Origin of the sequence: uncultured Flavobacterium sp. (genome assembly GCF_951805225.1) — a bacterium.
GTDB lineage: Bacteria > Bacteroidota > Bacteroidia > Flavobacteriales > Flavobacteriaceae > Flavobacterium.
Genome location: NZ_OX638201.1, coordinates 5,834,656 through 5,848,262, shown reverse-complemented (window position 1 = coordinate 5,848,262; position 13,607 = coordinate 5,834,656). Strand labels below are relative to the sequence as shown.

The following is a 13,607-nucleotide window of genomic DNA, read 5'->3' as shown; positions in this document are numbered from 1 at the left end:
AGTATTATTTTGAAGTTGAATAAGAATATGGATAAGAACTTGCCGAAGTTCCTCTTTGTAAATTAGGTTTGCTAATCATGTCAAAATTTAACTCTCCACCTTTTAATACATCAAAATGATTGATGAAATTTTTGGTATGAGTTGCATTATTCCACTTTAAATCCTGAACATATTTATTGGTTTCAGAATTGTTTGGTGCGTTGATTACTAATTGTTTTCCGTTTTCTAATTGCAAGGTTAATTTCTTAAATAATGGTGCTCCAAGAACATATTCGTCTGTTCCAGGGCAAACTGGATAGAATCCCATTGCTGAGAAAACATACCAGGCCGAAGTTTGTCCGTTATCTTCATCTCCGCAATATCCGTCCGGAGTTGGTTTGTACAAACGGTTCATCACTTCACGAGACCAATATTGCGTTTTCCAAGGTTCTCCAGCATAATTATACAAATAAATCATGTGCTGAATTGGTTGATTTCCGTGAGCGTATTGTCCCATATTCATGATTTGCATTTCGCGGATTTCATGAATAACTGCACCATAATAACTATCATCAAAAATTGGCGGAGTGGAGAAAACTGCATCTAATTTTGCTGTGAATTTTTTCTCGCCGCCCATTAAATCAATTAAACCATGAACGTCATGAAATACACTCCAGCTGTAATGCCACGCATTTCCTTCGGTAAAAGCATCTCCCCATTTAAACGGATTAAAATCTTTTGGAAAGCTTCCGTCTTTATTTCGACCACTCATTAAACCAATTGACGGATTATAAAGATTCTTATAATTCATCATTCGTTTTTCGTATAAACTGATTTCTTTTTTCGGACGATTTAAGGCTTTTGCCAACTTCCAAATCGAGAAATCATCGAAAGCATATTCTAATGTTCTGGCTGCATTTTCATTGATTTTTACATCATAAGGAACATAGCCCAAAGTGTTGTAATATTCTACCCCTTTTCGTCCTACAGCTTCTAATGGTCCTTCGTTATTAGCGCCATGCAATAAGGCTTCATACAATTTATTGATATCATATCCTCGTAATCCTTTGATATAAGCATCAGCAACGACAGACGCTGAATTATTCCCAACCATTACATCTCTGAATCCCGGACTTGACCATTCCGGCAAGAAACCACCTTCTTTATAATCGTTGATTAATCCTTGCTGCATTTCAGTATTTATCGAAGGATAAACCAGATTTAACAAAGGATATAAGGCGCGGAAAGTATCCCAAAATCCTGTTCCTGCAAACATATAACCCGGCAAAACTTGTCCATTGTACGGGCTGTAATGCACGATTTCTCCTTTTGCATTTACTTCATATTGCTTTTGCGGAAAACAAGCGGTACGATATAAACTTGAGTAAAACGTTTTTAGTTGTTCTTCGCTTCCACCTTCGGCATTTAATTTTCCTAAAACTTTATTCCATTCTTGTTTTGATTGCGCTACAGTTTCATTAAATGAAGAAGTTCCTAATTCGTTTTTTAAATTTAATTCTGCTTGTTCCTGACTAATAAATGAAGACGAAACTTTTACGTTTACGATTTCTCCTTTTTTAGTTTTAAAACCTACAACTGCACCAACATGATTGTCTTTTAATTCTAATTTGTCTTTTTCTAAAACTTTATCGTGCCAAGTATAATTAGTAGCAAATGGTTTATCGAATTGAAGTACAAAATAGTTTTTGAAATTCTCCGGAACGCCACCACTATTACGCGTTGTATATCCTATAATTTTATTTTCTGACGGAATTATTTTGATGTAAGATCCTTTATCGAAAGCATCGATTACAATAGAAGATTGTTCGTTTTCCGGAAAAGTAATCTGAAAATGTGCCGCTCTTTCTGTCGCTGTAATTTCTGTCGTTACATCATAATCTGCCAGATATACGCTGTAATAATATGGCTTTGAAACCTCAGCTTTATGGCTGAACCAACTTGCTCTTTCATTTTCTTCAAAAGTCAATTTTCCGGTTACCGGCATGATCGAAAACTGTCCGTAATCATTCATCCAAGGCGATGGCTGATGCGTTTGTTTGAATCCTCTAATCTTTTCTGCGGTATAAATATACGCCCAACCGTCGCCCATTTTTCCGGTTTGTGGCGTCCAAAAATTCATTCCCCAAGGTCGGCAAATTGCAGGATAAGTATTTCCGTTCGAAAGACTATGCAAAGATTGTGTTCCCATCAAAGGATTTACATATTCTACAGGGTCTAAAGTTTTAACTTGTGCATTTGCTGCAAAAAAGCATTGCATTACCCCTAAAAAAATTAAACTCTTTATTTTCATATTCTGTGTTGTTATCCTGCAAGGTTTTCAAAACCTTGTAGGTATTATATATTTATTGTGACTTGTCGACTTGAAAAGTTTATATAAACCAGAAGATTTAAATATACCTACAAGGTTTTGAAAACCTTGCAGGAAATTCAATTCTCCAACTTCTTAAATCTAAAATCTATATTCTAAAATTAAAGCGGTCTATCTTCTTTTTTCACTCCAAAAGTTGTCGATGGTTTACTTCCCATAAACAATTTTAATTCTCCTCCTTTTACAATCATATCGTGCGTGATGTATGATTTTGTATAAGGTTTTCCGTTGTATTCTGCTTTTTGAATATAGATATTTGTTTTGCTATTATCGATTGCGTTCAAAGTAAACGAAATTCCTTCTTTATGATGAATTGTCGCTGTATTTACTAACGGACTTCCTAAAACATAAATTCCGTTTGCCGGATTAACAGAATAGAATCCCATTGATGAAAAAACATACCAAGCCGACATTTGTCCTAAATCTTCATTTCCGCATAATCCGTCCGGTTTTGTCGAGTAGAATTTATCATCGATTTCACGAATTAGTTTTGCCGTTTTCCAAGGTTGTCCTGCATAAGCATACAAATATGGAATATGGTGATTTGGCTCATTTCCTTGTGCATATTGACCAATTAATCCGCTAATGTCTGGTGAAATTTCTTCGCCTTCTACTTTATCTGTGATTAAGAAAAGTGAATCTAATTTGGCTAAAAATTTATCTTCGCTTCCAAATAATTCAATTAAACCATAAGGATCCTGAGGAACTAACCAAGTATATTGCCACGCATTTCCCTCAACATAATCGTCTTTACGATGCGCTGATGAAAGCGGATTAAATGGTGTTCTCCAATTTCCGCCTGTCAATTTTCCTCTCATAAATGTGGTTTCTTTATCGAAATAAAGTTTATACAAATTGGCTCTTTTAGTGAAATAATTATAATCATCTGTTTTACCTAAAGATTTTGCCATTTGTGCCACACAATAATCATCAATTGCATATTCTAAAGCATTTCCAACTGATTCCAACATTTTATCAGCAGGAATATATTCTAGTTTTTGAACATAATCCATTCCGTCACGCGTTTGCATTGCTGTTTTTTTAATCGCTTCGTATGCCAATGCAGTATCGTAATCTCTATATCCTTTCATGTAAGCGTCTACAATCACGGCGATCGAGTGATTTCCGTTCATCGTATTAGTTTCATTACCCATTAAATGCCAAACTGGTAATCTGCCTTGTTGTTCGTAAATCGCCAAAAATGATTTTACAATATCGTTGATTTTATTTGGTTGTGTAATCGTATATAAAGGGTGTAAACCACGGTAAGTATCCCAAAGTGAGAAAGTGGTGTAGTTTGTAAAATTTGCTTTTTCGTAAACTTTCTTGTCTGTTCCTCTATAATCTCCGTTTACATCATTGAAAATTGAAGGCGCAAACATGGTGTGATACATTGCAGTATAAAAAACTTTCATAGTTTTATCGTCTGCTTTGATCTGAATTTTGTTCAATTCTTTGTTCCATTTTGAAGTCGCTTCTTTTGCTACAGCATTAAAATCCCAACCCGGAATCTCGGCTTTAATATTCGCGGAAGCGTTCTCATAACTTACCGGAGAAATCCCCACTTTTACTAAAACTTGCTTGTTTTTTAAAGTCTTGAAATCCAAAACGGCTTTCATTTTTAAACCTTCTCCTTCGTTTCCGGAAACAGCCGTTGTATTGTCGTAAAGTGCAATATTCGAAATTGGTTCAGAGAATTCCATCGTAAAGAAAATACGTTGATCAGCTGCCCAACCCGCAGAATATCTGTATCCTACAAGCGTTGTTTCGTTTAGTTTTTTTATAAAAGTTTTTACCGGTTTATCCCAACCAATTCCGTCTGCAAGATCTAGTAAAACGTGATTGTCAGTCGTAGCATTAAAAGTATATTTATGAAAACCGACTCTTTCGCTTGACGTTAATTCAGCTTTTATTTTATATTTATCCAATAAAACGCTGTAATATCCGGCTTTGCTTACTTCGTTTTTATGAGAGAAATAAGAACCGTAACCGGTTGCCATATCTTCTTTTGTTCCTTTGGTAAGTGGTACTTTTCCTGAAACAGGAAGCAGCAAAATATCGTTTAAATCTCCAATTCCCGTTCCGCTTAAATGTGTGTGTGTGAATCCTAGAATTGTATTACTTGCATAATTGTATCCGCTGCACCAATCCCAACCTTCGAACACATTTACGGGTCCTAATTGAACCGCTCCAAAAGGAACATTCGCACCCACAAATACGTGTCCGTGTCCAGCAGAACCTATGTACGGATTTACATATTGCGTGTAATCTAAATTGGTTTGTTTTGCTTTCTTTTCCTGCGAAATTGCCGGTAAATTAACCAGCATAATTATATAGAAAACAATGTGCTTATATTTTGTAATCATTTTATTATTTTTTATTTGACTTGTGTAAATTATGGGCCACGGATGATACGGGTTTAACTGATTTACACAGATATTTTTTAATCTTTGAACCTGAAAATTTAACCGCAAAGTTCGCAACGATTTACGCAAAGGCCACAAAGTAGACGCACTGCTGTGCGCCTCTACGATAAACCTTTGTCCCTTTGCACCTCAGAACCTTAGTACCTTCTCAAAACATCATATAGAGAATAAACTCTAACTTCTGGTTTTGCGATTTTGCCTTCAAATGTGATTGTTTTTTCTTCTCCTGCTTTTAGGCTGAAGTAATTATCGCTCCATTTTCCGGTATATCCTTTTATCGAAACATTGACATATTTTGCATCTTTTAAAGCTTTCAGCGTCAGCTTGTTTCCTTTTATTGTCCAGGTAATTTTCGGATCATCCAATTTTAAACTTATCGGACGCGTTAAATCAATTTCCGGAGTTTTATCATCTCGATACGCTTCTTTCATTGCATACCAAGCCGCTTTTGGTTGACGGTCATAATAATCGGTTACACTCCAACTTGCAACTGGCCAACAATCGTTAAGCTGCCAAACCAAAGTTCCCATATTATAAGGCGCTTTTGAACGGTGGATTCCGATAATATTTTTAAGAGAATAATACTGTAAACATTGTGTCAGATAGGTATAATCCTCAACATTCATTTTACTTATTTTGGTTGAATCAATAAAATAACGACTCAAATACGAATCTAATTTCATGAATCCTTTTCCGGCTTTTTGATGTACTTGTAAAATATCCGAATATAAATATCGGTCTTCAGGTTGTGTAAATCTTTCGATAGAAGAATAATTTGGCATTGCCTGCATTCCGTATTCGCTCACAAAACGTCCTGTTTTATTTTGTACGGCTTCAACATCTTCTAATCCCCACCAAGTTCCCCAATAATGGCTGTCACCTTCGGTTAAACTTTTTGCTTTTGACCAATGAAATGATGGCGAAGAACTAATATATGGACGTTTAGTATCGACTTCTTTTACCCATTTTGGAATACTGTCCTGAAACAAACGAACGTAATCTTTCCATAAACGAATCGAATCTTGTTTTGGCATTTTCATGCTTTTTTGCCATCCCCAATCTTTAAAGGCTTCGTCGATTTCATTATTTCCGCACCATAAAACAATACTTTTATGATGACGTAAACGTTTCACCTGATACTGAACTTCCTTTTTTACATTGGCAAAAAAAGCATCATCTCCCGGCACCATTGTTCCGGCAAACATAAAATCCTGCCAAACGTAGATTCCGTTTTTATCACATAAATCATAGAAATAATCGTCTTCATAAATTCCGCCGCCCCAAACACGAAGCATATTCATATTGGCGCTTTTTGCCATACCAATAACTTTCTCGTATTCTTTTTTGGTTACTCTCGAAAGAAAAGCATCGGACGGAATATAATTCGCGCCTTTCATATAAACTGGCTTTCCATCTATTTTAAAGTAGAATGTTTTACCCACATTATCTGGTTCCTGAACCAATTCGATTTTGCGATCTAATACATATGGTTTCTCTGGAGTTTTATTGTCGTAAGCTTCTAATCTTGGTGTTTTCCAGATTCCACAAGTGGTGAATTTTGGTCCCCAATCCCATCCAAAATGATATTGCGCTTTACGAACATAAGCACGTGGATTATCGGGAATTACAAACGGTAAATCTTTTTTAGCAAGAGAATCAACTACATTTTGTGCCGATTTGAATACAATTACCAAATCGTTATTTCCTGATTTCAATATCTTTTTTACATCTACACGCCATTGCAGAAACATATTATCTGCTTTCAAAACCAATTGATTGTTCAGGTAAACGGTAGCATAAGTATCTAATCCGTCAAAAACGAGTTCTGTATTTTTCTTTTTTAAAGTTTCGGGAGTTACTTTAAAAGTGGTTTTATATTCCCAGTCTTTCTTTTCGATCCATTCTAATTTTTTTTCGTTATCACGATAAAATGGATCTGGAATTACTTTATTATTAATCAAATCGGTATGTATTTCTCCCGGAACTGTTGCAGGATTCCATTTTTCAGTTTTTACTTCCCGATATTTCCATCCCGTTTTGATATCTGTATTTTGGGCATTTGCCGCCAATGAAAAATTGGCGATACAAATACCGACAAACCAATAAAAGCTTTTTTTACATTCCATTTTTACTGAGTAATAAATTATTATATCGATGTCTATTTAATCGCTGGCAGTTTGAGAAGGATAATTGGTTTCGCAATTATTTCCTTCTCTTTAGGTTTTTACATCAGAATAAAAGGTAACTAACAAAATATCCAGAAATCATTTCCTTTTTTACGGCTGCCAAGCTTTAATTTAATTATTAATTGTTGATTGTAAATTGTTAATTTTTTTTGACTTAAAAAATCAAAAGCATTATCATTCACTTTATGTTCTTTGGATAATAATCCCATCTTTTTCAGCAGAAGCAACTTGTCTTTGCGAAAAAAAAGGTTTTAAAACTATTGAACGGGTTTCTGATATAACTCCTCTAATTTAATGAAAATCAAAATAGAAATTAAAAATAAGCCGGGTGGTACAGGTATTCCTACCCGGCTTAATTCAACTAACTAACCAAAATTATTAACTATTGTTTGTCCCACCAGATTCTGGTTGTCATTAAATCCAACCCTTGGCGAGCTATTGCAGCTTTATAATTAGCCTCATTTGTTATCAATTCTGACTGATCATAAATTAATCTTCTTGGCACAGTTCCTTTTGTTTCTCCCGCAGGATCATTTACCGGAACTAAAACCGGATATCCTGTTCTTCTGTATTCTGAAAATGCTTCAAAACCATTGAATAACAATACAATCCATTTTTGAGTTATAATTTGTTCAATCTTTTGAGCTTCTGTTCCAGTAGCTTTAAAAGGATTTGCAGCGATGTAAGTATTGTATTCTGCTAGTGAAACTGCAGGTACTTTGTCTCCAAAAATTACAAGAACTTCCATTGCAGCTCTAACTCCGTCTTGGTAAAGATTTTGTGCTGTATCTCCAACATTCCATCCTTTTACTGCTGCTTCTGCCAATAAAAATTTAACCTCAGCATATGACATAATCAAAGTTGGTGCATCTAAACGCAATACTGTCGAAGTATTAGGATCTGAGAATAACTTTTTGTCTCCACCCGGAAATTCTTTTGCATCATTTGCAAGTCCTTGTTGGCTCGCTGGATTGTTATTTCCTGAAGCTTCTAATTTTGCATAAATTCTTAAACGCGGATCGTTAGTGTTTTTCAACATATCGATGAACGTTTTACTGTATTTTGTGTTAGAATCTCCTCCGTTAAGGTCATTTCTAACCCAAGATGAAGTAATTGGGTTTGTTCTAACTCCTTGTGGTCCTGCATCATGTTTTAAAACAAGACTTTCTGCATTTGATGTAAATACGCCTTTAGCTACAGCTTTCTCAACATATTGCTGCGCTTTTGCAGGATTTACTTTAGACAAACGCATTGCAACTCTCAACATTAATGAGTTTGCCAGTTTTTTCCATTTGGCAACATCACTTTGGTAGTACAAATCGGCATTACCAACAAATGCTTTATTAGCATCTAATGCAGTTCCGGCTTCGTCCAATTCTTTTAAAAGGTCATTATAAATAGCTTCCTGGGAGTCATATTTTGGGGCAAAAACATTTCCGTTGTATCCTTTTACGGCTTCGAAATAAGGAATTTCACCGTAAGTATCTGTCAATTTTTGAAACATAAATACTTTCATGATTCTACAAGCCTGAATCATATTTGTATTCTCAGGAGTATCTTTTACTACAGAAAGTAATTGAAAAACCTGATTTAATCCTTTACCATAAGTTTCTCCAAAAAGAGATCCTGAATACTCAGAAGAATAGGTATATTTTGAACCTGGTCCGCCAAGTGAAGAAAAGTGCTGAACGATTTGCGCCGCATAAGCGTTGTTTCCTCTTGTATTAGAATAATCTTGTCCGTCTACATAGATTTCAGCAAGCGTAAACATTGATTTTATCGCTGGATCTGTCAATGCATTTGGATTCGTATTCATTTCCTCGAATCCTTTATCGCATGATGTTAATGTCATTGCACCAACAATTGCGATACAGAATATTTTTATAAATTTATTTTTCATCTTTCAATTTTATTATTAAAATTTGACATTAAGACTTACTCCGTAGTTTCTTGTCAAAGGCATAGACGCTCTTTCAAGTCCTTGTGCATTACTATTAGAATAGTTTGATTCTGGATCGATGTTTGGAACTTTATCATAAATTGTCCATAAATTATGAGCAGAAAACGCTAAGCTAATCGCTTGAAATGGTGTTTTTGACAAAGTAGATTTTGGAAAATTATAAGCAAAAGAAATCGCTCTTAATTTTACGAAATCAGCATCGTAAACAAAATTTGATGTAATATCACTATAACTTCTCCAGTAATCGTATGCAGAAACTGTTGTGTTTACAGGATTTCCGTTAACATCTTTTCCAGATACCTGAATTCCGCCTTCACGACCAGGAAGTGTTTGTTCTGACAATCCGTAACGAGTTCCTAATTGGTTTGTTGCAGAATAGATTTCTCCTCCAAATTTAGCATCTACAAAAACCGAAAGTGTGAAATTTTTATATTGAAAATCATTCGAAAGTCCCATTGAAGTTGGCGCAACACCTTGTCCTGCAATGATTAAATTTCCTCTCATGAATTTACCATTTGTATCGATTACAATGTTTCCTTGTGAATCTCTCAAATAATCATAAGCTTTGATTACTCCAAAAGGCTGACCTTTTTCTAATACTACAGAAGCTCTTGAATCTCTGTTTCCTTCTAATGATTTTGTATTGATTTTATCCGAAAGACTTACTACTTCACTATCATTGTAAGCAAAGTTATAGCCAATGCTCCAAGAGAAACTTGGTGTTTTAATCGCTTTTACATTTACTGCAAATTCAACACCTTGATTCAGGATTTCTCCCACGTTGATTTTTGTAGTTCTGTAACCTGAAGCTTGAGAAATATCAGCATCAGCAATATCTTTTGTTGTTCTCTTTTGATAGAAAGTCAAATCTGTACTTACTCTGTTATTAAAGAATGTATTTTCGAAACCAAATTCGATTGTACTTACATTATAAGGTCTCAAAAATTTATTTGGAACTGTTTCTCCATTAACTCCCAAAATTGGTTGTCCCTGAGAATCTGTTTGTCCGTCTGGCGCAGTATAAGTCAATGACAAAGCATAAGCTTCTTGCAATCCGCCTCCTACATTACCCCAACCTGCTCTTAATTTTCCGTAAGACATCCATTCCGGTAAATCGATAACTTGAGAATAAATGAAACTTGAACTTACAGATGGATAAAAAGTACTGTTGTTTGATGGATCTAAAGTAGAGAACCAATCTTCACGACCTGTTAAACTAAGATATAAGAAATCTTTGTATCCTAAATCTGCTGAGTAGAAAAGAGAGTTTACTTCTCTTTCTGAAAATAATTTTTCTGTTTTATCCGGTTGAGTATTGGCATAAAAATATTTAAACGGCACAATAAAGTTGTTACCTTTCATTTTAATACCACTGTATTTGTTATCCTGACGGTTCGCTCCAACAAAAGCATCTAATGAAAGATTTTTAGCAATATCGCCTTTGTAACCTAAATATCCCGAAGCATTAAACTCAGAACGATTCTCTACTCTGTTTTCATAAGATCCTCCTGGATTATAGTTAATTCCTGTAGGTTCAATTTCAGTATATTCATAATTAATATCATCAATACCAATTACAGCTTTTGCATAAATTTTATCGGTAATATTATAGTTAACTTTTGCAGAACCTATAAAACGCTTTCTAAGGTCATCGTTAAGATCTTCTTGTGTTGCAAAATAAGGATTTGTGTGATAAGTGTTTGCACCAAAATAATCTGCTTCACCACCGTTTTCATCATATCCGTTACTAAGCCATCTAATATCTGTTCCCGGAGTCAAGAATGTAGTTGGGAAAGAAGGGTTTCTTGGTGAATCATTCAAATAAGGTCTGTTATGACTTTTCTCTGAAATGTATTGTGCATTAGTTTCGATACTAATTTTTTTGTTTGGTGCTGAGTTTAAACTCAAAGACACGTTATTTCTACCAAAATCTGTTCCCGGTAAAATAGACTCATCTTTTGTGTTTCCGAAAGACAACCTGAAATTAGTTGTTTCGTTACCGCCAGAAATTGCTAAAGTATTACTGAAAGAAAATCCAGTTCTGTAGAAATTTTCAACGTTGTCTTTTCCGTAAGCTTGGTAAGGTCTGGTTTTTCCGTCAAGCGAAAGAGAAGGCGTTCCGTCGTATTTATCTCCCCATGCAAAATAGTAAGAATCTCTAAGTTCCTGTAAGTCAGAAAATCTTGTTGCAACACCATTTACTGGTGCTCCAGCTCCGTATTGATCTTGCCAGTGCAAAAGACTTGCCGGAGTATTAAAAGTAGAATTTGTACTAAAATCTACACCAAGTCCAGTTCCGCTTCTTCCTTTTTTAGTAGTAATCAAGATAACACCATTTGATCCTCTGTACCCGTAAAGAGCAGAAGCGGCACTACCTTTTAATACTGACATCGAAGCGATATCGTCAGGATTGAAAGAAGACATACCATCTCCTTTATCAGCTCCACCATACATTCCGGCGTTTCCTTGTTGGCTGTTATCGATCGGAATTCCGTCTACAACGTACAAAGGCTGGTTTAATCCAGAAGCAGATGTTGCTCCACGAATTACTACACGGCTTGAACCTGAAGGTCCTGTAACGGGTGCAGAAACGTTAACTCCGGCAATTTTTCCCTGAAGGGCATTTCCTAAGTTAATCTCTTTATTTTTTGTCAGGTCGTCGCCTTTAATTTCTCCGACTGCATAACCTAACGCTTTCTTTTGTTTCTTAACTCCAAATGAAGTTACTACAACATCTTTTAATTCTTGTAAATTTTCTCCTAATACAACCGCAACACGGTTTTCTTTTTCCTGAAGAACTACTTGTTTTGATGCAAAACCTATAGAAGATACATTTAAAGTTACCTTCCCTTCCGGAACATTCATCTTGAATCTACCTTCAGCGTCTGTAACTGCGCTAAACGGTTTTCCCTGAACCTCTATCGATGCAGCAACAATTCCCTTGTTCTCTGCATCTGTTACTATGCCTGTTATTAATCGATTTTGCGCAACAGCTCCTAAGCTGCTCAACAATACCATTCCTAACACTGCTAAAATTCGTTTCATAAGCATTTTTTTTGGTTTATTTGTTTTGATTTTTGTTGGTTTTAACGTGATTGTTTTTAATAATTAGTAATAAAATTTAAACTCAGTTTTAATATGGTATTCCAGATTTTCACCTTTCGAATACTATCCTTTAATAACAACTTAAACATTTTTCTAATTTTAAGAAATCGATATAGTAAACAGAACAAAAAAATAACTGATTATCAGTTTGCTTCCACTAAAATTCACTAAAACGATTTAGTAAAATGACTAAAAAAAAACGAAACGTTTCTTTTTTTAATTTTTAAACACCATCCGTTAAAATCAAACTGATTCGCGGATTATTAATTTACCTTTTTTAAGGCTTTTTTCAACTTCAAATTTCTCCATGTCAGTCATCTGACTCATTAACAACTGTATTGATTTAACAGCAATATCCTCAATTGGCTGTGCAATTACTGTAATCGTTGGCGTATGCAATTTAAAACTATCATGATCATCAAAACTAATTACCGAGATATCGTCAGGAATGCTAATTCCCATCTTTCTAAAAGCCTGAAGACCTGCAAGTCCCATGTAATTCGTTAAGAATAACACAGCATCAATATTCTTGTTTTTTTCGAAAAAGCTTAAAATATCAGCAACCTTATTTTCTTCAGAACTCTTATAATCTAAGTGAAGAACAAGTGATTCATCATAAATTCCTTCTTCTTTTAAAGCATCGCGATAACCATCTTCTCGTAATTTCATCTGAACCATTTCAGAAGTATTATTTACAACGGCAATTTTTTTAGAACCTTTATTGATCAAAAATTTTGTAGCTGTATTTGAAGCTTCGTAATTATCCATCACAACATGGCTCACTCTTTGTCCGGGAAAATACCTATCGACTAATACAACTGGTTTTTTCAATTTTAAAAGAAGATCTATTTTCTCTTCCAAATTTTGCGTTGGCGTAATAATAAAACCATCCACATTCGCTTGCAAAAGACTGTTTATCAACTCTTCAGAGCGTTCATTATCTCCACCAGTACTACAATAAAAAACTCGGTAATCAATGCTTTTAGCCTCATCTTCAATAACTCTGGCAAGATCTGCAAAGAATTGATTCGAAATATCTTCAACAATAAGTCCAATCGATCTTGTCTTTCCCGTCCTAAGACTAGTTGCAATCATGCTGGGTCTGTAATTAAGCTTTTCAGCAACTTCCTGCACCTTTTTTATTACTGCAGGACTGATTCCCATTTTCTCGCCTTTATCATTAATGACAAAAGATACAGTAGATATAGACACTTGCGCCTCTGTGGCAATATCCTTAATAGTAATCTTTTTCATTTAGCGAATTAATTTTTTATTAACTTGTTGTTAATTGTGTCACAAATATATATAAAAATAGTTACTAAAACGATTTTGTAATTATTTTTTTAGAGTAATCATTTTTTTTGAGTTAATTAAACACCAAATCATTAGTATTTACAGGTAATCTCAGCATTTATCATTTTTAAACATCAAAAACATGCTTAATCGTTTTAGTATGAATAATCTTTATTTAGCTTTTTTAGCAAAATCGAAAAGCCATAATTTAACAATTTATTCAGCTAAAAATTGGCTCAGAATATTCATTTTAATTCCTGTAAAGTTTT

Annotated in this window: 6 protein-coding genes; all 6 read right to left on the bottom strand. The window is 34.6% G+C overall.

From position 1 onward, the window contains the following. Window positions 1-4 precede the first annotated feature (4 nt). The 6 genes from WN975_RS24405 to WN975_RS24380 all read right to left on the bottom strand — a co-directional run bounded on the left by WN975_RS24405 (window position 5) and on the right by WN975_RS24380 (window position 13,299). Window positions 5-2,290 (bottom strand): GH92 family glycosyl hydrolase, encoded by a 2,286-nt coding sequence (locus WN975_RS24405; RefSeq protein WP_337968747.1) that lies wholly within the window; start codon window positions 2,288-2,290, stop codon window positions 5-7. Between the two features lie 179 nt (window positions 2,291-2,469). Next, on the bottom strand, window positions 2,470-4,734 hold the full coding sequence (locus WN975_RS24400) for a GH92 family glycosyl hydrolase (RefSeq protein ID WP_337968746.1): 2,265 nt from the start codon (window positions 4,732-4,734) through the stop codon (window positions 2,470-2,472). A 197-nt stretch (window positions 4,735-4,931) separates the two neighbouring features. Beyond that, the gene (locus tag WN975_RS24395; RefSeq protein WP_337968745.1) at window positions 4,932-6,920 is read right to left on the bottom strand and encodes a glycoside hydrolase family 2 protein; all 1,989 of its coding nucleotides are present in this window, start codon (window positions 6,918-6,920) and stop codon (window positions 4,932-4,934) included. Window positions 6,921-7,362: 442 nt separating this feature from the next. Further along, entirely contained in the window at window positions 7,363-8,880 is a 1,518-nt protein-coding gene (locus WN975_RS24390; RefSeq protein WP_337968744.1) for a SusD/RagB family nutrient-binding outer membrane lipoprotein, read from the bottom strand. 15 nt (window positions 8,881-8,895) lie between these two features. Next, the gene (locus tag WN975_RS24385) at window positions 8,896-11,985 is read right to left on the bottom strand and encodes a SusC/RagA family TonB-linked outer membrane protein (RefSeq protein ID WP_337968743.1); all 3,090 of its coding nucleotides are present in this window, start codon (window positions 11,983-11,985) and stop codon (window positions 8,896-8,898) included. 303 nt (window positions 11,986-12,288) lie between these two features. Next, a complete protein-coding gene (locus tag WN975_RS24380) occupies window positions 12,289-13,299 on the bottom strand; it encodes a LacI family DNA-binding transcriptional regulator (protein WP_337968742.1) in 1,011 nt (336 codons plus the stop codon). Window positions 13,300-13,607 lie beyond the last annotated feature (308 nt).